This is a genomic window from Flavobacterium chryseum (genome assembly GCF_004362015.1).
Classification (GTDB): Bacteria; Bacteroidota; Bacteroidia; order Flavobacteriales; family Flavobacteriaceae; genus Flavobacterium.
This window is the reverse complement of record NZ_SNWW01000002.1, coordinates 180,703-202,936: the sequence shown is the minus strand read 5'-3', so window position 1 is coordinate 202,936 and position 22,234 is coordinate 180,703. Positions and strand designations below refer to the sequence as shown.

The following is a 22,234-nucleotide window of genomic DNA, read 5'->3' as shown; positions in this document are numbered from 1 at the left end:
CAATTTCAACATTAAAAAATCAATTTCAATTTTTAGAATCTAAAAACTAAAATCAGAAATCTAAAATAATAAAAATGAGAATAATACCAGCCATAGACATCATTGACGGAAAATGCGTTCGCTTATCAAAAGGTGATTACGATACTAAAATAATTTACAATGAAAACCCGCTTGAAGTCGCAAAATCATTTGAAGCACACGGAATCGAATATTTACATTTAGTAGATTTAGACGGTGCAAAATCGAGCAAAATCGTTAATTATAAAATATTAGAACAAATTGCCAGTCAAACCAGTTTAAAAATTGATTTTGGCGGCGGTTTAAAATCAGATGACGATTTAAGAATTGCTTTTGAAAGCGGTGCCAACCAAATAACCGGAGGAAGTATTGCGGTAAAAAACAGAGCGATTTTTGAAAAATGGATTTCGGAATACGGTTCAGATAAAATAATTCTTGGTGCCGATGCTAAAGATGAAAAAATTGCCGTTTCTGGATGGTTAGAAGATTCAGATGAACAGTTGATTCCGTTTATTCAGGATTATCAAAGTAAAGGAATTCAGTATGTTATTTGCACTGATATTGCAAAAGACGGAATGTTAGAAGGTCCAAGTTTTGATTTGTATGAGAAAATATTAGGAGAAGCAATTGGAGTAAAACTAATCGCCTCGGGAGGAATTTCAACGTTTGATGAATTGCCTAAATTAGCTGAGCTAGGTTGTGAAGGAACAATCATCGGAAAAGCGATTTACGAAGGTAGAATTTCTCTTAAGCAACTTGAAAATTATATCATTAAAAAATAAATTATGATAACTTGTCACTTAAAATACATCATAGATCCGTATCAATTAGCAGCTTTTGAAGATTACAGCAAGAGATGGATTAAAATTGTCAATCGTTTGGGAGGTCAGCATCACGGCTATTTTATGCCTTCAGAAGGAGCAAATAATATTGCTTATGCTTTATTTTCATTTCCGAGTTTTGCAGATTATGAAAACTACAGAAAGAAAATGTTTTCAAAAGACGATAAAGAGTGTGTGGAAGCTTTTAAGATTGCAGAAGATACAAGATGTATTATAAGTTACGAAAGGAATTTTTTACGTCCGGTGTTCGAATAAATAGATATAAACAAGTAAGATAATTTCGCAAAGCTACACAAAGCAAAAACACAAAGATTACAAAAATAATCTTTGTCAATCTCTGTGAAATCTTCGTGAATCTCTGTGAAACAACTAAAAAAATGTTAGCAAAAAGAATCATTCCCTGTCTGGATATAAAAAACGGAAGAACTGTAAAAGGCGTTAATTTTGTAGATTTACGTGATGCAGGCGATCCGGTTGAACTGGCTAAAATCTACTCTGACGAAGGAGCGGACGAACTGGTTTTTCTGGATATTTCGGCAACGGAAGAACGCAGAAAAACACTGGTGAATATGGTGCGAAGCGTAGCTGAGAAAATCAATATTCCGTTTACGGTTGGCGGCGGAATTTCATCTGTTGAAGATGTTGAGATTCTCCTGAATAATGGCGCTGATAAAGTATCTATTAATTCATCGGCAGTTAAAAATCCGCAATTGATTAACGATTTAGCGCAAAAATTTGGAAGCCAGTGCGTTGTTGTTGCAATCGACGCCAAACAAATTGACGGACAATGGATTGTGCATTTAATGGGTGGAAAAGTACCAACAGAACTAAATCTTTTTGATTGGGCTGTAGAAGTTGCAGAACGCGGAGCAGGTGAAATTTTATTCACTTCGATGGACAATGACGGGACTAAAAATGGTTTTGCAAACGAAGCGCTGGCTAAATTATCAACTTTAATAAATATTCCGATTATTGCTTCGGGAGGTGCCGGAAATATACAGCATTTTGTCGATTCTTTTAAAGAAGGAAAAGCTGATGCAGCTTTGGCGGCAAGCGTTTTTCACTTTAAAGAAATTGAAATCAAAGCTCTAAAAGAAGAATTAAGAAAGAATGATATAGAAGTTAGACTTTAGGAAATAGAAGCAAGAAGAAAGAAGTAAGATTTAATCTAAAAAATAAAAAGAGTTCAGAAATCTAAAATCTAAAATAAAAATGAACATAGATATAAAAAGCGCACACGGTTTAATTCCTGCCATTATTCAGGATTCAGAAACAAAAAATGTTTTGATGTTGGGTTATATGAACGAAGAATCGCTTCAAAAAACAATTGAAACTCAAAAGGTTACTTTTTTCAGCCGTTCAAAACAAAGGCTTTGGACAAAAGGCGAGGAAAGTGGTAATTTCCTGAATCTTGTAGATATAAAAAATGACTGCGATGGCGATACACTTTTAATTCAGGCAAAACCAGTAGGACCAACATGTCATACGGGAGCAGATACATGCTGGCAAGAAGAAAATAAAGAAAATTACGGTTTTATTTCTGAGTTAGAAAAAACCATTGCAACTCGCAGAGAAAATGCCGATTCTGAGAAAAGCTATGTAGCTTCTCTATTCGAAAAAGGAATCAATAAAATTGCACAAAAAGTTGGCGAAGAAGCTGTAGAAGTCGTTATTGAAGCCAAAGATGATAATGATGATTTGTTCCTTAGCGAAAGCGCTGATTTGTTATTTCATTACTTGATTTTATTGCAGGCAAAAGGTTTTCAACTAAATGATGTTGTGGATGTTTTGAAGAAGCGCCAGAAATAATATTTGAATTAATGAATTGTTTCACTTCAAGTCGAAATGAGACAATTCATTAATTTAATTTTCAAGAATTATTAAATTAATTCTTCAACATGTTTTTTGATGTTTTCTGATATTTTTTTCGTTGGTAAATCATTTTCATCATCGCCAAACGGATCTTCAATTTCTTCGGCAATAAGTTCTAAACTCGCCAAAACATAAAAAATAAAAACAACTACTGGCGCTACAAAATAGCCCAAACTTACAGAATATCCAAATGGTAAAGTCATCGTATAGAAGAAAATAAATTTCTTGATGAAAGCACTATAAGAGTAGGGAATGGGCGTGTTTTTTATTCTCTCACACGCACCGCAAATATCAGTAAACGATTGTAATTCTTCATTTAAAATTCGGAGTTGGTCTCCGGTAATTTTTTTTGTTTCGTACAAGTTATTAATCTTATGAAACATCATTCTTTTAACCTGATTTGGTTTGTGTTTATGATGGTCAATTTCCAGATCTACATCTTCAAAAAGTTGTTTACTGGTTTCATTATCATTAAGATGCTTGTATAAAATGGAGGCATAGGTAGGAATAAATTTCCTGAAAAACTTTCTGTCGTTTTCATCCTTCAGCATAGCCGAAAGTTTTATGGCAAGATTACGGCTGTTATTTACGAGAGCTCCCCATAATTTACGGCCTTCCCACCAGCGATCGTAGGCTGTATTGGTTCTAAAAACAAGTAATAATGAAATTACAAAACCCAACATTCCGTGCATAATCGGAATATTATGAATGTAGTCGTTTTTCCCAATTTTAAAATATTCTACTTCCAGATAACCTACTGCTGCGGCATAAATTCCGATAGCCAGCATAATTGGAAATAATTTTCTAACGGTGTCAGATTTGTGAAAATGGAAGATAAAGGAAAACCACTCTTTGGTATTGTATGAGATCATTTAAAATTGTTTTGGAAACAAATTTAAATTAAAAATTAATATTTCCCGCTAATTCTTTCAATGCAATTTCAGATAATTTTGCCTCATATTGCGCATTGCTGTAACGCACTTTTGCGTTTACATAATTTAGCTGAGCCGTTCTAAAATCAATAGTTGTGATGGTTCCAATTCTGAATTTATCTAATGTAATCTGAAGATTTTGTTTTGCTATTGCTTCGTTATCTTGTTCCAAATCAATTAATTCCAGATTGGTCAAATACGTTTGAAAAGCAGTACTTAATTGTGTGTTCAAAATCATGTTTTGCTGTTCGATTGCAATTTGAGAATTTTCGATTTGAATTTTAGCGACTTTCTCATTTCGATGTTGATTAAAACCATCAAATACATTTACAGATGCAGTAAAACCATAATTTAAACCTCTTGCAGAGGATTGGCTTGTAAATCCTAAACTTGATTGACTATCGGCAAAATTATAACCTGAATTTAAAGTTACAACAGGATATCGATTTGCTTTAACTTGTTTGAGTTGTAATTCTGCAATACGTTTATTGATGATTTGCGATTCTAATCCCGGATTTTGTTTTTGTGCTAAATCCATTAAATTAGCTAAAACTAAAGTATTGTCAACAGTTACTAAATCAGTTACTTTGAAATCTATTTTCGGGTCGCGCGCCAAATATTGATTCAGTAAAATTTTAGCATTAGCATAAGATTCCTTTTGTCTTAATAAAGCAACCTGATCTGAATTTAAATCAACCTGAGCGTTTAAAACTTCTAATTTTGAAGCTTTTCCAATCGTAAAACGATTTTGGGCTAACTCTAATCTTTGTTTAGAAATTACGATTGTGGTATCTAACGCAGCCAATTGTTGCTGTTGCTGTACTAAATCATAATAAGAAGAATTAACCTGACCAATTTTCACCAAAACAATTCTCTTAAATTCAGAATCGCCTAATTTTTGAAGTTCTTTTAACTGATCTAATCTGGCAAACATTTTCATTCCGTCAAAAACTGTCCAGCCAAGACTAATGCCGTAGTTTAAACTGTTGTTTTTGGCGTTGTCTAATGATGTCGAAGTACCGTCCTGACGGGTTTGCGATGAATTCTGAATGCTATTATTATCTGTTACCGAAGCTGTGGCAATTGGCAGCATTCCGGCGTTACCAATAGTTACATTGGTTTCGCTGATTTTCGTGTTATTTTTTGCAATTCTAATTTCGAAATTATTTTCCAACGCTATTTTCATAGCCTCTTCAATAGTCAGGACTTCCTGCGCATTAATTTTTGTAATGCAAAGGAAGAATATTAGCAAACTGCGGAACAAAATTGTAGTATTCATATTTGGTTTCTTTTGCCCTGAATTCACAAATAACTTTAAATGAAATTTGTGAATTCAGAACTAATAAATTATTTACTTTCTTTCTCGTATTCTTCGATGTGATCGAATTCCGGATAATGTTTTCTGGCTTTAGACCACATTAAATAAATCGCCGGAATTACAAATAGAGTTAATGCCAGTGACAAAATAGTTCCTCCAACAATTACAACTCCCATCCCGATTCTACTGGTAGAAGCGGCTCCAAGCGACATTGAAATTGGTAAAGCTCCTAAGGCAATCGCTAGACTCGTCATCAAAATTGGACGTAAACGCGCTTCTGAAGCTTCTAAAATAGCTTCTAATTTTGGTTTGCCTTGTTCCCTCAACTGATTCGCAAATTCAACAATCAAAATTCCGTTTTTGGTTACCAAACCAATAAGCATTACGGTTCCAATCTGGCTAAAAATATTCCAGGTTTGATTGAATAACCATAAGGAGAATAAAGCTCCTGCGACTGCCATTGGCACCGTTAAAATGATAATAAACGGATCGATAAAACTTTCAAATTGCGCTGCCAGAATCAAAAAGATTAATAATAAAGCCAATCCAAAAGCGAAGGAAGTATTAGAACTACTTTCAACGAAATCTCGCGATTCTCCACTTAAATCTGTTGTAAAACTTTGGTCTAAAACTTTAGATTTAATTCTGTCCATTTCCTCAATTCCGTCGCTGATACTTTTTCCCGGTGCTAAACCTGCAGCAACGGTTGCCGACATATATCTATTATTATGATATAGCTGTGGCGGATTACTTTGTTCTTCGACTTTTACAACATTATCCATTTGAATAAGTTGCCCGCTTTTACTTTTTACAAAGATAGAAGTCAGATCTAAAGGTTTTGAACGGTCTTCTTGATCAAATTGACCAATAACCTGATATTGTTTTCCGTTTTTAATGAAATATCCAAAACGTTGTCCGCTTAACGAAAGCTGCAGTGTTTGCGCAATATCCATAATCGAAATTCCTAAACTTTCTGCTTTTGCGCGATCAATAGTTACGTTGATTTCGGGTTTATTAAATTTCAGATTCACATCACTTGTTGAGAATACATCACTTTTTCCCACTTCATCCATGAAAACCGGAATTTTTTCTCTTAGTTTTTCAAAATTTGGCGCCTGAATAATATACTGAATAGGTAAACCTCCACGTCGGTTTACGGCAATTGTAGGCTGCTGAATTACAGATGTTTTAGCATCCGGATATTTTTTAGTCCATTTGGTTAATTTATCAGCAATATCTTTTTGAGATTTCTCTCTTTCATCTGGTTCTTTCAACGAAAGCCTGATGAATCCGGAATTGGTCGCAGAACCTCCCGAGCCTCCCGCAGTAATTACTAAACTTACTTTTTTCTCCGGAATAGAATCATCAACCAATTTTGACATTTCCTGCATAAATCGATTAGTATATTCGTAAGAAGAACCTTCAGGAGTTGTCATACGCATCGTTACAGAACTACGGTCATCATACGGTGCAGTTTCTTTTGGGAGTATGGTAAAAAACAGATAAATCAATCCAAAACAAACAATCAAAATAGGGAAACTAATCCATTTTTTATTCATGAAACGCCCCAAAGAATCTGCATAACCGCTATTTAATTTTTCAAAAAACGGTTCTGTTTTTATGTAGAATTTAGACTTTTTCTGTTCTCCGCCTTTCATCAAATACGCATTCAACATTGGCGTTAATGTCAATGATACAAAGGCAGAAATTAAAACTGCTGCGCCAATTACCACACCAAATTCCCGAAAGAGTCGACCAACGAAACCTTCTAAGAAAATTACAGGTAAAAATACCGCTGCAAGAGTTACCGAAATCGAAATTACAGCATAGAAAATTTCATTAGAACCTTTTATCGCCGCTTCAATTGGTGACATTCCTTCCTCAACCTTTTTGAAGATATTCTCTGTTACCACAATTCCGTCATCTACAACCAAACCAGTTGCTAAAACGATAGCCAATAAGGTTAATACATTAATAGAGAATCCGAAAAGCCACATAATAAAGAAAGTAGCAATTAACGAAACCGGAATATCAATTAAAGGCCTGAAAGCAATTGCCCAGTCTCTAAAAAATAAATAGATAATAATAATTACCAGAATAATAGAAATCCCTAAAGTTTCAGCCACTTCAAGTACTGATTTTTTTACGAACAGCGTATTATCAAGTGCAATATTTAGTTTGATATCCTTTGGGAGATCTTTCTTTAAAGCATCGTATTTTTTATAAAACTCTTTCGAAATATCTAAGTAATTAGCACCAGGCATTGGCACAATTGCCAATCCAATCATTGGAAGTCCTGAAGACGTTAAGGAAGTTTCGATATTTTCAGGTCCTAATTCAGCACTTCCAATATCACTTAAACGAACAATTTTATCGCCATCAGTACGAATTATAATATTATTAAATTCTTCCGGTTTAGATAAATTTCCGATTGTTTTTACGGTTAATTCGGTATTATTTCCGGTTAGTTTTCCAGAAGGTAATTCGACATTTTGTGCGTTTAAAGCATCGCGAACTTCGGCAACGGTACAACCGTAAGCTGTTAATTTTACAGGATCAATCCATAAACGCATGGCGTAACGTTTTTGCCCCCAGATTTGTACACCACTAACTCCGGGAATTGTTTCTAAACGTTGTGAAATAACATTTTCGGCATAATCACTTAATTCTAAAGAACTTCTGCTATCACTCTGAACCGTCATCGAAATAATAGATTCACTATCAGCATCTGCTTTAGAAACTACCGGCGGCGCATCGATATCTTGCGGTAAGCTTCGAACGGCTTGCGAAACTTTATCACGAACATCATTTGCAGCTTCTTCAAGATTTTTGTCTAAGTTAAATTCTATGGTAATATTACTGCTTCCCTGATTACTGGATGATGTAATATTTCTGATTCCGTCAATAGCATTTACGGCTTTTTCAAGCGGTTCTGTAATTTGTGATTCTATAATATCAGAATTGGCTCCGGTGTAATTGGTTCTGATCGAAACCTGTGCGGGATCAATTGAAGGGAATTCTCGAACACCCAAAAAAGTGTAACCAATAAAACCGAATAAAATAATCAAAAGATTCAGTACAATGGTTAAAACGGGTCTTCTTATACTTGTAGTTGATAAACTCATAGGTGATTTATGATTTTAGATTTTTAGATAAAACGTTTAAGATTTATTCAACCTTAAACGTTTTATCTAAAAATCTATAATTATATTATTTAAATGGATTTAGATTCCTGATAATTTAATCTGAAATCTAAAATCTAAAATTATTTTACTTTAACTTTTATCGGAGCTTCATTTTTTAAGGACATTACGCCACTTGTAATCAAGGTGTCTCCGGCCTTTAGTCCTGATAAAATCAAAATAGAAGAATCTGTTCTTGTTGTGGCATCGACCATAATTTCTTTGGCTTTGCCCATATTCGAGATATATACTTTTTTACCGTCTTGTACAGGAACAATTGCTTCTGTGGGAACGACAATAGCATCTTTAATAATATTTAAAGGTAATTTTACATCTGCAAATGTTCCAGGGAAAAGTTTTCCGTCGATATTATCTGCAATGGCACGAATTTTTAAGGTACGGGTTGCTACTTCAATTTCCGGTTCGATGGCGTAGATTTTTGCAGTGTATACTTTATCAGATCCTGAAACAGAAAAATCAATGGTTGAACCCGATTTTACTTGTGCAGCATATTTTTCAGGAATTGAAAATGTGATTTTTAATTTTCCTGTATTAACCAATTTTGCTACCAAAACGGTTGGTGTAATATAAGTTCCCGGTGAAATAGAACGTAATCCGATTTTTCCTGAAAATGGCGCTTTTACAGCTGTTTTTGCAATTTGAGCTCTAATTAACTGACTTTGCGCTTTCATCGAAGCATAATCTGCATTCGCCACATCAAATTCTTCCTGACTAATGGCTTCTTTTTGCAATAGCAATTTGGCTCTTCTTTCGTTTTCGCCAGCAAGACCTTCTTTCGTAACGGCCTGTCTTAATTGTGCTTTTAATTCAATATCATTTACTTTAAAAAGTACCTGACCTTTATTTACATACGTTCCCTCTGTAAAATAAATACCTTCTACAATTCCCGAAACTTCGCTATGAATTTCTATTTGTTCATTGGCTTCAATAGATCCAGACAAAGATAAATTATTATCGAAAGTAGAAGTTTTAACCACTATTCCGGTAACACTTGTAGGTTTGTCTTTGTCACCAGATTTTTTAGATTCGTCGTTTTTACTTTTGTTAGATATAACTCTGTAAGCGATAAATCCTCCGAGAACAATAATTATAAGGGCATAAATAAGGTTTTTTACTTTCATAAAATTGAGGTAAATGTATTTTTTGGATCTGTTTAGTAGTTCGCAAATTTAACTTTTTGTATCGGAATCAAAAGGCGTTACTGGTAATTTAACACTTGGATTACGATAATTTTAAACAAATGTTTAGTAATTATTTCTGCAGACTTTTTAGAGTTAGACACGGTTTTTAAAGAAAGGTTTAATCTGATTTCATGATTTTTCTAAAATAAATTTTAGCTCTTGCTTTTATTTCAGTTATTAATATTAAAATCAGTTTGTTAATCATTAAAATTTGATAAACAAAATTTAGAAATATTTCGTCTTAAACACCAACAAACACAAGATATGAGAAAAAACTGATTATTTTTTTTGGTTTTTTGTCCGATTTTTTTGCACTTTATCGATTTTATTTGTAACATTGATAAGCTTAAACAAAATGGTAGTTTTTTGTGAGTATAATAATGTTTTCGAGGATTAAGCGCTAATCTATGTAGGTTTTTTATTTTATTTTAAGTTAAATATGTACCTTATAATAATTATTACATTAACAAGTGTTTAATGTTGAGTCATTTTTATATTAAAAACTACCCCATATATGAGAAAAAAAATACACGTTGGTTTATGGATTATCTTATTGTTTTGTGCTATTTCTTTTTTGTTTTGGCAAAATGAATTAAAATACGCTTTGCCTACGCCAGTTCCAACTAATTATCACAATGTTGCCATGGGCAGCAGAATTGATTTAGGAAAATGCTGGGCGACACACAACAAGCCCGTTTTTATACATTTTTTCAATCCGGATTGTCCGTGTTCACGCTTCAATATTCCTCACGTAAGCGCGTTAATTAAGAAATACGGCGATAAAATCAATTTTAAAATTGTTGTGCTCAACAAACACAAAGATTTTACCATAGCACAAATCCAGAAAAAATTTGACACCGATATTCCTGTCTATTTTGATGATGCTATGGCCAAAAAATGCGGCGTTTTTTCTACTCCGCAAGCGGTACTTATAGATGCTTCTCAAAAATTATATTACCGCGAAAACTACAATAAAACAAGATATTGCACCAATGCAGATAGTAATTATGCACAAATGGCAATAGACTCTTTGCTTAAACAAAATCAGCCCCCATTATTTGATGCTTTAGCTCTTAGAGCGTATGGATGTTCTTTACCAAAATGTACTAAATAAAATCTAACACTTAACCTAAATTACAACTAGTTATGAAAACAAAAGCCAGTTTAAATGAGCAGGACTATCTGCACAGTTTTATGTCGACGATGACACAAAAATCGGATACTATTATTAACTACGTTCTTGCCGTTTATTTCCTTCTCGGGATCGGTCTTTCTTTTAAATACGATACTTTTGAGATAGGAGTGGGAGTTGGTACCTTAAATTTATTAATGTATTATTCAGCTAAAATTTTACTCAAAAAATGAAATTTCTATCAGTACGTTTTGTCGGTTGTATTGGCTATTTTTATGGCGCAGTATATTTATCAGATGCACGGTTTGTTCGAGATGCATTTTACGGTATTTATCGCAAGTACAATCCTGATTATTTATCAAAACTGGAAATTACAAATTCCGTTAACGCTTTTGGTTGTCGTACATCACGCAGGTTTGGCTTACATGCAAAACTTTGTTTATCAGGATCCAAAAGGATTACAAGTTTATTTTTCGCAAGTAAATTTTGATATCGAAACCTTAATAATTCACGTAATATTAGCCGCAGTTGTTTTTTTTATGAACGGTTATTGGGCGTATTATTTTAAAGAACATAGCCAGAATCATATTTCTAAAATATCTGATGAATATGAATTAGAAAACATCAAATTAGCTTCTGCCAAATACAGTTCACAATCTGCTACCAAAGAATATAATGACTTCATTCACAGAACAACTTTAGATCTTAAATCGCCTGTGAGTTCTGTTTTAAAATTAATTGATGTTTCTAAAGGGCATACCGATAATGACAAGTTATTGAGTTATCTGGAAATGATGAGAGAAAGTGCCAAAAAAATTGATGATTTAGTGAATGATATTCACATAAAATCTACGAATAGCAGAGGTTAAGACTTTTGTTATTCCAAAATCAATTATAAACTTAATCTCAATTTATGTCTAAACATGATTTTGAATCAGCCAATACCAAGCTGATTATTTTAAAAAGGTCTTTTGATGTTTTTCTTAAAAATAATGCAGCACTGGATTCATTTGAAAGAATAGAATCGCAAACCGAATTTGGAAAAATGGTTGCAGAAATTTTTAATGAAAATAAAAACAATCCTAATGCTAAAAATTTAGATTTTCAATACAAAAAACTTATTCAGATTGCCAACGATATTCATCATTTAAAATCAGTGAATGATAGCACTTTGCCAGATTGGTTAGAAGATGAATCAGAAGCTGTTTTTACGAAAATAAAAGATTTACTAGCGACTTTAGAACAGGAACTTCATTAGAATACTTTAAGAAAACCACATTTTGCCATCAGAAATGTAATTACAAATTAATTTAAATACAAGATTTATGGATACCAGAATTACCCGCCCGAACCCATCTGACAGAGAAGTTGATTGGAATAAAACGAAGGTATTACTTAGTAAAACAGATACAAAAGGAACGATATTATATGCCAATGAAGCTTTTATTGATGTTTCCGGATACGATGAATTTGAGTTGATCGGACAGCCGCACAACGTTATTCGTCATCCGGATATGCCAAAAGTAATTTTTAAGTTTTTATGGGACAGTATTAAATCGAATGAAAATATTCATGCAATTATCAAAAACATGTCTAAAACAGGCCGATATTATTGGGTTATCACCGATTTTAAAATCATAGCCGATACAGATGGGGAAATTGTAGGGTATTTTGGAACCAGAAAATCGGTTCCAGAAGATATTATTGTCAAATTTATTGAACCTCTTTATAAAAAGCTGCTTCACATTGAAGAAGTTAGCGGAGTAGGAGCGTCAGAAGATTATTTGATTGGTTTCTTAGAAGAGCGCAAGAAAACATATATGGAATATGTAGATCATCTTGTAGCAACCGGAAAAGATGATAAAAACAAAGTAAGTAAAGGTTTTTTTAATGGCTTTTTCGAAAAGAAAAACGGTACTAAAAAGTAAAAAGTAAAAAGTAAAAAGTAAAAAGTAAAAAGTAAAAAGTAAAAAGTAAAAAGTAAACTATAACTATATGCTTCATTGAAAAACTAAAATATTCACTTAAATTTGCTCCCCAACAAATCTAAATCAACTTTACCTAACGGTAAATGAATATTTTAAACCTTGAAGTATATAGTTTTTTTTAAATTAAAAATCTGGAATTAAAAATTAAAAATTCAATTCAAAAACCTCAGAACCTTAACTACTAAAAAACCTTTCCACCTTTGTCTCTTTGATCCTCTGTACCTAAAAACCTTAGAACCTAAGCAACTTAGTACCTCAGGACCTTTTCTTAACTAATATAATTCCAAATATTCTTTTTCTTGGTTAATTCAATAAAAACAGCTTTTAAAACTGCATGTTCCGGTTTTTGAAGTGGAGCATCTTCTTTCAGGATTTTCATTGCATAATTTCTGGCCAACATCAAAATATCACGATCGCGGACAATATCAGCAATTTGAAGATTTAGTACGCCGCTTTGTTGCGTTCCCATTAAATCTCCGGGGCCACGAAGTTTAAGATCGACTTCTGCAATTTCAAAACCATCATTCGTGTGAACCATAGTATCCATGCGGGTTTTACTGTCAGAGCTTAGTTTATGACTCGTCATCAAAATGCAATAACTTTGCTCGGCACCACGACCCACGCGCCCGCGTAATTGGTGTAACTGAGATAGTCCAAAACGTTCTGCGCTTTCAATAATCATAACACTTGCGTTGGGTACATTTACACCAACCTCAATAACGGTAGTTGCAACCATTATGTTTGTTTTTCCTTCAGAAAAACGTTTCATTTCAGCATCTTTATCTGCAGGTTTCATTTTTCCGTGCAAAATAGAAATCGAATAGTGTGGCAACGGAAAATCACGCGAAATACTTTCGTAACCGTCCATTAAATCTTTAAAATCCATTTTTTCAGATTCCTGAATTAGCGGATAAACAATATATATTTGTCTCCCTTTAGCAATTTCATCGCGAAGGAATTTCCAGACTTTCAAACGATTACTGTCAAATCGATGTACCGTCTGAATTGGTTTTCTTCCGGGCGGTAATTCATCAATTACAGAAATATCCAGATCGCCATACAAACTCATCGCCAAAGTTCTCGGAATAGGAGTGGCAGTCATAACTAAAACGTGTGGCGGAATCTCATTTTTCTTCCACAATTTAGAGCGCTGTTCTACTCCAAAACGATGTTGTTCATCAATTACAGCCAAACCTAAATTTTTAAACTTTACTTTGTCTTCTAGCAAAGCATGCGTTCCTATTAGAATATGCAAAGTTCCGTTTTCAAGTTCTTCATGAAGAATTCTTCGGGCTGCCGTTTTGGTAGAACCGGTTAGTATTTTAATATTGAGGTTTAATGTACTCGCCAATTCTGATAAACCAATAAAATGCTGATTGGCCAAAATTTCAGTCGGAGCCATCAAACAAGCCTGAAAACCGTTATCAATAGCCAAAAGCATACTCAAAAAGGCCACAATTGTTTTTCCAGAACCAACGTCTCCCTGCAGTAAACGGTTCATTTGGGCATTGCTTCCCATATCTGAACGGATTTCTTTTACCACTCTTTTTTGAGCGTTTGTCAGTTCAAAAGGCAAATGATTTTGATAAAATTCATTGAAAAATTCACCCACTTTAGTAAACGGATGTCCTTTTATTTTGTGTTTCCGAATCAGGTTTTTGGTAATTAATTGCAACTGTATAAAAAACAATTCTTCAAATTTTAATCGGAATTGTGCTTTCGCCAAAGCATCGGTACTTTTAGGAAAATGTATGTTGAATAAAGCTGCTTTTTTCGAAATTAACTTTAATTCTTCAACTAAATAAGGAGGAAAAGTTTCGGAAAATAGAGCCTGAGTTTCAATAAACAATTGCTGCATTAATTTGTTTATCGTTCGATTAGAAATTCCACGATTTGTCAAAGTTTCAGTTGAAGGATAAACAGGCTGCATCGCTGAACGAAGACTTTTTTCATGTTCTGTCAGCAATTCAATTTCCGGATGCGCCATACTAAACTGACTTCCATAAAGTGAACATTTCCCGAAGATTACACAAACTTCATTAAGTTTCAAACTCTCTCGAATCCATTTATGTCCCTGAAACCAATTAAGATCTATTTGTCCTGTATCATCCACAAAAGTGGCAACCAAACGCTTTTTGTTTTTAGCAAATTCTACTGTTTTTATGTTGATTATTTTTCCAATAATCTGCACTTCTGATCCTGTATTTTGCAGTTCGTTTATTTTGTAATAACGCGTTCTGTCAATATACCGATTGGGAAAAAAATTAATCAAATCTCCGTATTTATGAATTCCCAATTCCTTACGAAGCAACTGGCCACGACTGGGACCAACGCCTTTTAGGTATTCGATTGGGGTTTCGAGGAGATTATTAGACATTAATGATTTTAGAGTTTAGATTGTTGATTTTAGATTTCAGAATTGGAATTTGGATTTTTTGATTTGGAATTTATTCAAAAAGCGAAGATAGATTTTAATTAGGAAATTTGAAAATGTGAGAATTTAAAGTATAGAAAATAATATCTTTGATGGAATAAATTTTTTAAAATGAAAACTCACTTAGCACTTTTACGCGGCATCAACGTTTCAGGACATAACATGATGAAAATGGACGCTTTGAAAACAATGTTAGAAAATATTGGTTTTCAAAACGTTAGGACATATCTCCAATCAGGAAATGTTTTTGTAGATAGTGAGGAAGAAGCTACGAAAGTGGGTTTTATGATTAAAAAGGAAATTTTTAAGGTTTTTGGACATGAAGTTCCTACGATTGTTATTGACAAAAAAGATCTTGAATTGTGTTTTGCAAACAATCCATATCTAAAAGAAAAAGATGTAGACACAAAAAAATTATATGTGGCTTTTGTGTCAACCCTATTGAAAAAAGAAAATATAAATGATTTAAAAATCAGTCAGTTTAAGCCAGATGAAGCAAGTATTGACGGTAACAGAATTTTTATCAAATACGCGGTAGGAGCAGGAAAAACCAGATTAGAAGGCAAGTATATCGAGAAAAAACTGAATGTTATAGTAACAATGCGAAACTGGAATACAGTTACAAATTTGTTAGCGATGTATTCTGAGTAATTTTTTTTGCCATGAATTGCATTAATTCAACTTGTTTGCAGTTGTCACCCTGAGCGAAGTCGAAGGGCGCTACAATTGGAACCTGGGCTTCGACTTCGCTCAGCCTGACAGACGGCTATTTAGCTATCAAATCACAATACCAAAATCCAAAATCAAAGGCATCGCTGGTATTGGTATCGCAAGCGGTATTTGAAGAATCTTCAGTTTTTGGTTTTTCGTATTTTCGATAAACGATTTCTCCAATTTCAAAATTAATTGGTTCAGAAAAAATGGGTCCGTCAAAAGTAAAAGTATGAAATTCGCCGTTTTCTCCACATACATCTACATTTTCGGGTAAATCATTTATAAAATCCTGATCTATAATTCGTCCCACAAAACTTTTATCTAAATAACGTTCGTTTACGCAAACTACAATAGTTTTAAATCCTAACGAAATAAACTCCTGAATTAAATCTTTTGTTGGGATTTTCCATATTGGAAAAACGGCTTTAAAATCTAATTTTGCCAACTGATCTTCACGGTATTTTCGCAAATCTTCTAAAAAAATATCACCAAAAACAGAATGCGTAATACCTTGTTTTTTTAATTCAATTAAAGTTTCGGTTACAACATTTTCGTACACTTCCATTGTGGGCATTTCCGGAATCTGCATGATTTTTAAAGGGATTCCAATGCTTTTGGCCTGAGCCTCCAATAATTCCACACGAACGCCGTGCATTGAAATTCGTTGAAATTGTTGATTAACGCTGGTTAATAAACATTCAATCTTAAAATTCGGATTTTGTAAAATTTTGTATAAGGCCAGAGCAGAATCTTTTCCGCTGCTCCAGTTAAATAAGGCTTTTGTAGGTGTTGACACAATGTTTTAATTTTCTGTTGTAAACATACAAATTTCATTCGATTTGTTGCTGAAACCTTTGTAACTTTGGGATTTCGCCTTCAAATCTATTCAATGAAATACATTTTATTATTATTTACCAGTTTCGTTTTTGCGCAACAAACCCAATCTGTCGATTTTAAATCGGTTTCAGGACAATTAACTTTAAATGCCAAAGAGAAATCAATTTCCGGTTTGGTTGATTATCAATTTGAGGTTTTAAACCCTATTGATACCATAAAATTAGATGCAAAAAACATGGAGTTTTCTCATGTTCAAATCGATAATAGAGAAGCCATTTTTGTAAACACAGGTAAAGAATTACAAATAATTTCTAATTTTCAGAAAGGCCAGAATCATTTAACTTTTCAATATTCGGCTAAACCAAAACAAGCCTTATATTTTGTAGATGTAGAAAATTCAGAAACACAAATCTGGACACAAGGCCAGGGAAGATATACCAGCAATTGGTTTCCGAGTTTTGATGATGTAAATGAAAAAGTAATTTTTAGTTTGGGAATCTCTTATGATAAAGAATATCAGGTAGTTTCAAACGGAATTTTGAAAGACAAAACGATTAGTGGAAATTTATTTCATTGGCAATATCAAATGGAAAATCCAATGAGTTCTTATTTATTAATTCTTTCTATTGGGAAATATGATAAAAAAGAATTCAAATCAAAATCTAAAATTCCGTTAGAATATTATTTAGAAACTAATAATGCGAATCGCTTTGAACCAACATATCGTTATTCTAAACGCATATTTGATTTTCTGGAGAAAGAAATAGGCGTGAAATATCCGTGGAAAGTTTACAGACAGATTCCTGTTCGGGATTTTTTATACGCAGGAATGGAAAATACAACCACAACACTTTTTACAACACGTTATGTGGTTGATTCAGTTGGTTTTGAAGACAGAAAGTACTCAAATGTTGATGCTCACGAATTAGCACATCATTGGTTTGGCGATTTAATTACGGCAAAAAGCAGTACACATCATTGGCTTCAGGAAGGTTTTGCAACATACTTTGCCTCACTAGCAGAAAAAGATATTTATGGCGAAGATTATTTTTATTCTAAATTATACGATACCGCCCAACAAATAAAATTTGCTTCAAGAACCGACACTATTCCGGTTTTAAATGCAAAAGCAAGCTCATTGACTTTTTACGAAAAAGGAGCTTGGGCATTGTTTGTTTTGCATGAATCAATTGGAGATAAAGCTTTTAAAAAAGCAATCAAAAGCTACTTAAATAAATACGCTTATCAAACAGTAGAAACTCAAAATTTCTTTGATGAAATTAAAAAAGTATCCAATTTTGATTTGGTTCAGTTTCAAAAAACCTGGTTAGAATCAACTGTTTTTGATACGCAAACAGCAAATATGCTATTAAGCAAAAATAAAGCAATTCAGGTTCGATTAGAATTAGATAAACTGAAGAAAACTCCTTTAGCAGAAAAACAAGATTTTCTAAAAAAAACATTAGAATCTGATGTTTATTTTGCTGTAAAAGAAGCGGTTGTAGATCAGTTAGAAAATGAGAAATACGAAGACAAGAAAGCACTTTTAATACTTGCTTTGCAAACCAATAATTTGCAGATTCGTCAGGCTGTTGCCAGTTCGTTACCTAAAATTCCGGAAGATTTTAGAGTAAACTATGAAACTTTACTTGATGATAAATCGTATCAGACCCAGGAAATTGCCTTGTATTGGTTGTGGAAAAATTTTCCGGATCATCGAACAGAATATTTGGACAAATCTAAAAACTGGATTGGTTTTAACGATTATAATATTCGTACCATGTGGCTTTCATTGGCTTTATCAACACCAAATTATACTGATAATAAAGAAGCTTTAATTTCTGAATTAATTTCTTTTTCATCAAAAAAATACGAAGCTACTACACGACAAAATGCACTCGAGAAATTAATTGCTTTTAAAATAATTAACGATCAGGTTTTGACCAACTTAGTCGGTTCAACAACGCACCATATGTGGCAATTTTCAAAATTTGGAAGAGATACAATTCGATTTCTTTTAAAAAATCCTGAAATGCGTGCTTCGTTTGAAAGAATTTTGATTAATTTGACCCCCGATGAACAGTTTCAATTGAATCGTTTGTTGAAAGAGTAAAACAGAATAGAATCAAGAAGTAAGAGTAAAGATTTCTAAGTTGAGAAAGCCTTTGTTCTTTAATCTATTCTCTTTTTTCTCTTTAAAAGCCCAAAAACAAAACCTACATTAATATTATATGAGAGCATTGGTTATTTCCGGTGGTGGCAGTAAAGGCGCGTTTGCCGGAGGTGTTGCACAGTATTTAATAGAAGAAAAAAAACACGAATACGATTTGTTTTTAGGAACTTCTACAGGAAGCTTGCTAATTCCGCATTTAGCACTTGGCCACATCAAGAAAATTCATTGGGTTTATACCAATGTAACCATGAGTAAAATTTTTAATATTTGTCCGTTTGTTGTTAAGGTAAAAGACGGAATTGATATTGTAACTATTAACCACTTCAATGTATTACGTCAGTTTTTTAAAGGAAAAAGGACTTTTGGAGAAAGTAAAGGCTTGCAGAAATACATCAAAGGAAATTTTTCTTTGGCAGATTTTAATAAACTAAAAAAACTTAAATGCGACGTAATTGTTACGGTTACTAATTTAACCAAAAACGAAGCTGAATATAAATCGGTTAAAGATTGCACTTACGAAGAGTTTTGCGACTGGACCTGGATTTCAAGTAATTATATTCCGTTTATGAGTCTGGTCGAAAAAGATAATTTTGAATATGGTGATGGTGGATTTTCAAGCTTAGTTCCAATTCGTGAAGCAATTAATCGCGGAGCAACTGAAATAGACGTAATTATTCTGGAAACGGAAGTTAATATGACCAAAACCGTTATTGGTAAAAACCCTTTTTCGTTAATGATTGATTTGTTCCGAATTGCTTTAGATCAGGTAGAAAAACATGATATTGCTATAGGAAAACTTATGGCAAACAATAAGAATGTAAAACTTAATTTATATTATACACCAACCAAACTTACCGATAATGCGCTTATTTTTAATAAAGAAGTCATGAAAGAATGGTGGGAGCAAGGTTATGAATACGCTCAGAATAAGTCTGAAGTTATGAGTGACAATAAATAATTTTAGATTGTTGATTTTAGATTTTAGATTAATCTTAAAAGGAAGTAAAATCTAAGGTTGAATGAAGAATTCAGGGGATATAAATAATAAAAAATGAGGGAATTTAGATATAGCATCTGTGAACCAACAAATCCAAAAATTATTGAAAAGGGAAAAATTGATTCTTCAGAGATAATGCAAATATTTCAAAATTTCCCGTGGAAAACATTTTTAGAAGAAACGGAGAATATTTATTATTCACCTTCGCTTGAGTTTGAAAATTTAAGCAATAAAAATGGTTTGTCAATTTCTGCTGTTGGCAACCCTGAGAAATTTGAGTTTTATGTTTTTTTTAAAAGATCAAAAATGCAAAAAAACTGGTTTGGTTTAATTGAAAAATTAAACAATAATTACACTTCTGAATTGCTTGATCAAAGCAAAGAAAAAACAATTGAATTATTAAAAGCTTTTGTTGATAATAATTTAAGTCTTTTGGAACGTAAATTTGAATAATCAATAAGTAGTTTAGATTTAGATTGTGAAGCTCTCCGACAATCTAAAATCTAAAATCTGAATTCTAAAATTGCGTTTCTACCAAAGTTCTGAAACTTCATTTTTAATATATCCCAAAGCAGCATTACTTGGTGATTGTTTTTCCAATAAATCGTTTAGAATAACTTCGCGTAATTTATCAGCACTGTCAACACGATCGCTCATGGCAGCTTTACGAATCATTTGTATCGTTGAGTTTTTAGCGGTTGTAATAATGGTCCAACATTCGTCAGACATATAGATTTGTTGCGTTAGATTATGTTCAAATTCCTGTTCGATTTGATCAATTACAAAATTCTCGTAATCGTGTTTGTCGTTAGAAATTGGAGTAATTCTAATTAACACTTTAGTCAAATTAATACGTTCCAAAAACAATGTCATACGTTCGTATGCTTGCAAACGTATTGGTAAAGATTGTTTTTGATATTCTCTGTTTAATAAAAAATTACGCTTTTTGTCATTGTTTTTAATGTGCAATTCAAAAAAACTGTGCGCCACAAATCCGGTAACGATGGCTGGTAAAGTATAACTGGCTAATTCTATAATTCTTGTAAAATCCATTTGGTTCAATTTTTCAACAAAAATATACTTTTTGATGAGAAATCCACTTTAAATTTTATTGTAATAAATAAAATGTAAACCTACTTTTGTCAGCAATTATCAAAACCAACTGAAACTCATCATAAATGGAATCATATATTATAATTTTACTCTGTTTGGCAGCTTTTGCTGCAGGATTTATTGATGCAATTGTTGGCGGCGGCGGATTGATTCAAACGCCAATGGGATTAATTTTATTACCGAATTTACCAGTTTCAACCGTTATTGGAACTTTAAAATTACCTGCCTTTACCGGAACTGCATTTGCGGCTTTTCAATATCTTAAAAAAGTGGTTATTCAATGGCGATTGCTTTTGATAATGATGTGTTTAGCTGTTCCTTCGGCATTCTTAGGTTCTACGATTTTGACGATGGTGAGCAATAATTTTATGAAACCGCTTTTGCTTGTGGTTTTGTCTTTATTATTTATTTATACTTATGCGAAGAAAAATTTCGGACAACACGTTGCTAAAGATCATTCTCCTGCAACTCAAATAATATATGCAGTTGTTATTAGTATAATTGTTGGTTTCTACGACGGATTTATTGGCCCGGGAACAGGTAGTTTTTTTGTTGTTGCTTTCATTGCACTTTTGGGTTTTGATTTTTTACATGCTTCAGCCAATGCGAAAATGGTAAATCTGGCAACCAATTTTGGTTCGATTTGTTTGTTTATGATAAAAGGAAAAATAATTTGGTCAATCGCACTTCCGATGGCAGCAAGCAATGGCCTTGGCGGATGGTTGGGTGCGAAACTAGCCATTAACAAAGGAAATGGTTTTATTAGAATCTTCTTTTTAGTTGTCGTTATAGGAACTTTGATTCGCTTTGCATACGATGTATTTTTTAAGTAAGGTGCTGTGCTGCTAAGGTTCTAAGTTTTTTTATAACTAAAAATCTTATTATCAAAATTTAAACTATCTTTGTACAATATTTTGAAATAAAAAGTATCATAAAATGATAGAAATAGTTGTAAATTACGAGAACTACATTAATGATTTGCCTGAATTAATAGGGAAGTCATATTATAAAGCTGAGTTTTTTATGCAAAAACTCGGTTTAAAGCATGCAACATATTATAGAAAGCTGAAATTGAAAAATTTCACTCATCAAGAAGTAAAACTGATTACAGCTTTATTATTTCCTGAAGAAATATTGATGCAGGAGTTTCAAAAAAGTGAATATGATATAAAGGCAGGAAGAATTATCGATTTTTCAGATTTTAAAGAAAAACTACGAGCTAAGTATAATGTCTAAATTCAAGGGATTCATTTTATTATCCCAAAATAAAACTATATAAATTACATCTTCCTCTATTTTGTAAAAGAGATAAACTTGATTTGATATCAAAAATTTTCTGTAGTGAGTTTTTTTATATCTTGAACCAATGTAGTTATTCTGTTCAATTATTAATAAAATTGAAATCGTATTAATAGAAAACATCGTTGCTTTACTTTCAGAGTAATTATTTGTGATTTCAAAATACGTTTTTTCTGCATTT

General features: G+C 32.7%; 21 protein-coding genes and 1 pseudogene. 15 read left to right on the top strand and 7 right to left on the bottom strand.

What is annotated here, in order from left to right:
• Positions 1-74 precede the first annotated feature (74 nt).
• From hisA to hisIE, 4 genes and pseudogenes are all read left to right on the top strand, one after another.
• Positions 75-800 (top strand): 1-(5-phosphoribosyl)-5-[(5-phosphoribosylamino)methylideneamino]imidazole-4-carboxamide isomerase, encoded by a 726-nt coding sequence (hisA, locus tag EV143_RS04595; RefSeq protein ID WP_133506799.1) that lies wholly within the window; start codon positions 75-77, stop codon positions 798-800.
• 3 nt (positions 801-803) lie between these two features.
• Entirely contained in the window at positions 804-1,115 is a 312-nt protein-coding gene (locus tag EV143_RS04590) for an NIPSNAP family protein (protein ID WP_133506798.1), read from the top strand.
• A 122-nt stretch (positions 1,116-1,237) separates the two neighbouring features.
• Positions 1,238-1,993, top strand: coding sequence for an imidazole glycerol phosphate synthase subunit HisF (gene hisF / locus EV143_RS04585; RefSeq protein ID WP_133506797.1), 756 nt, complete (start codon positions 1,238-1,240; stop codon positions 1,991-1,993).
• Between the two features lie 70 nt (positions 1,994-2,063).
• Positions 2,064-2,669 (top strand): annotated as a pseudogene (gene hisIE, locus EV143_RS04580) (bifunctional phosphoribosyl-AMP cyclohydrolase/phosphoribosyl-ATP diphosphatase HisIE); the annotation flags it as partial.
• A gap of 71 nt (positions 2,670-2,740) precedes the next feature.
• On the opposite strand, the gene EV143_RS04575 reads toward hisIE, so the two are convergent.
• The 4 genes from EV143_RS04575 to EV143_RS04560 all read right to left on the bottom strand — a co-directional run bounded on the left by EV143_RS04575 (position 2,741) and on the right by EV143_RS04560 (position 9,306).
• Positions 2,741-3,604: a bestrophin family protein gene (locus EV143_RS04575; protein WP_133506795.1), complete on the bottom strand. Its 864-nt coding sequence runs from the start codon at positions 3,602-3,604 to the stop codon at positions 2,741-2,743.
• A 28-nt stretch (positions 3,605-3,632) separates the two neighbouring features.
• Positions 3,633-4,943 carry a TolC family protein gene (locus tag EV143_RS04570; protein ID WP_133506794.1) on the bottom strand — a complete coding sequence of 437 codons (1,311 nt, stop codon included), beginning with the start codon at positions 4,941-4,943 and terminating at the stop codon, positions 3,633-3,635.
• Between the two features lie 68 nt (positions 4,944-5,011).
• Complete coding sequence (locus EV143_RS04565) at positions 5,012-8,107, bottom strand: efflux RND transporter permease subunit (protein WP_133506793.1); 3,096 nt, start codon at positions 8,105-8,107, stop codon at positions 5,012-5,014.
• A gap of 140 nt (positions 8,108-8,247) precedes the next feature.
• The gene (locus EV143_RS04560; RefSeq protein ID WP_133506792.1) at positions 8,248-9,306 is read right to left on the bottom strand and encodes an efflux RND transporter periplasmic adaptor subunit; all 1,059 of its coding nucleotides are present in this window, start codon (positions 9,304-9,306) and stop codon (positions 8,248-8,250) included.
• 574 nt (positions 9,307-9,880) lie between these two features.
• Here EV143_RS04560 and EV143_RS04555 point away from each other — a divergent pair.
• The 5 genes from EV143_RS04555 to EV143_RS04540 all read left to right on the top strand — a co-directional run bounded on the left by EV143_RS04555 (position 9,881) and on the right by EV143_RS04540 (position 12,426).
• Positions 9,881-10,480 (top strand): peroxiredoxin family protein, encoded by a 600-nt coding sequence (locus EV143_RS04555; RefSeq protein WP_133506791.1) that lies wholly within the window; start codon positions 9,881-9,883, stop codon positions 10,478-10,480.
• Between the two features lie 32 nt (positions 10,481-10,512).
• On the top strand, positions 10,513-10,731 hold the full coding sequence (locus tag EV143_RS21735; RefSeq protein WP_243739793.1) for a hypothetical protein: 219 nt from the start codon (positions 10,513-10,515) through the stop codon (positions 10,729-10,731).
• A 42-nt stretch (positions 10,732-10,773) separates the two neighbouring features.
• Positions 10,774-11,367, top strand: a complete 594-nt coding sequence (locus EV143_RS04550) for a hypothetical protein (protein ID WP_243739792.1) — start codon at positions 10,774-10,776, stop codon at positions 11,365-11,367.
• Between the two features lie 44 nt (positions 11,368-11,411).
• Positions 11,412-11,756: a hypothetical protein gene (locus EV143_RS04545; RefSeq protein WP_133506790.1), complete on the top strand. Its 345-nt coding sequence runs from the start codon at positions 11,412-11,414 to the stop codon at positions 11,754-11,756.
• A gap of 67 nt (positions 11,757-11,823) precedes the next feature.
• Entirely contained in the window at positions 11,824-12,426 is a 603-nt protein-coding gene (locus EV143_RS04540) for a PAS domain-containing protein (protein WP_133506789.1), read from the top strand.
• A gap of 328 nt (positions 12,427-12,754) precedes the next feature.
• Here the strand turns inward: EV143_RS04540 and recG are convergent, their stop codons facing one another.
• On the bottom strand, positions 12,755-14,863 hold the full coding sequence (gene recG / locus EV143_RS04535) for an ATP-dependent DNA helicase RecG (RefSeq protein ID WP_133506788.1): 2,109 nt from the start codon (positions 14,861-14,863) through the stop codon (positions 12,755-12,757).
• 168 nt (positions 14,864-15,031) lie between these two features.
• Here recG and EV143_RS04530 point away from each other — a divergent pair, with 168 nt between their 5' ends.
• Positions 15,032-15,571, top strand: coding sequence for a DUF1697 domain-containing protein (locus EV143_RS04530; RefSeq protein ID WP_133506787.1), 540 nt, complete (start codon positions 15,032-15,034; stop codon positions 15,569-15,571).
• A gap of 115 nt (positions 15,572-15,686) precedes the next feature.
• Here EV143_RS04530 and EV143_RS04525 read toward each other — a convergent pair whose 3' ends face one another.
• Positions 15,687-16,430, bottom strand: coding sequence for a Dph6-related ATP pyrophosphatase (locus tag EV143_RS04525; protein ID WP_243739791.1), 744 nt, complete (start codon positions 16,428-16,430; stop codon positions 15,687-15,689).
• 93 nt (positions 16,431-16,523) lie between these two features.
• Here EV143_RS04525 and EV143_RS04520 point away from each other — a divergent pair, with 93 nt between their 5' ends.
• The 3 genes from EV143_RS04520 (at position 16,524) to EV143_RS04510 (ending at position 20,094) form a co-directional block, all read left to right on the top strand.
• Complete coding sequence (locus EV143_RS04520; RefSeq protein WP_133506785.1) at positions 16,524-18,584, top strand: M1 family metallopeptidase; 2,061 nt, start codon at positions 16,524-16,526, stop codon at positions 18,582-18,584.
• Positions 18,585-18,702: 118 nt separating this feature from the next.
• The gene (locus EV143_RS04515) at positions 18,703-19,602 is read left to right on the top strand and encodes a patatin-like phospholipase family protein (RefSeq protein ID WP_133506784.1); all 900 of its coding nucleotides are present in this window, start codon (positions 18,703-18,705) and stop codon (positions 19,600-19,602) included.
• 93 nt (positions 19,603-19,695) lie between these two features.
• Entirely contained in the window at positions 19,696-20,094 is a 399-nt protein-coding gene (locus EV143_RS04510; protein ID WP_166638116.1) for a hypothetical protein, read from the top strand.
• 78 nt (positions 20,095-20,172) lie between these two features.
• Here the strand turns inward: EV143_RS04510 and EV143_RS04505 are convergent, their stop codons facing one another.
• Complete coding sequence (locus tag EV143_RS04505; protein ID WP_133506783.1) at positions 20,173-20,694, bottom strand: DUF7935 family protein; 522 nt, start codon at positions 20,692-20,694, stop codon at positions 20,173-20,175.
• 125 nt (positions 20,695-20,819) lie between these two features.
• Between EV143_RS04505 and EV143_RS04500 the strand changes: the two genes are divergently transcribed.
• Positions 20,820-21,587 carry a sulfite exporter TauE/SafE family protein gene (locus tag EV143_RS04500; RefSeq protein WP_133506782.1) on the top strand — a complete coding sequence of 256 codons (768 nt, stop codon included), beginning with the start codon at positions 20,820-20,822 and terminating at the stop codon, positions 21,585-21,587.
• 103 nt (positions 21,588-21,690) lie between these two features.
• Positions 21,691-21,990, top strand: a complete 300-nt coding sequence (locus EV143_RS04495; RefSeq protein ID WP_133506781.1) for a hypothetical protein — start codon at positions 21,691-21,693, stop codon at positions 21,988-21,990.
• Positions 21,991-22,234: the final 244 nt, after the last annotated feature.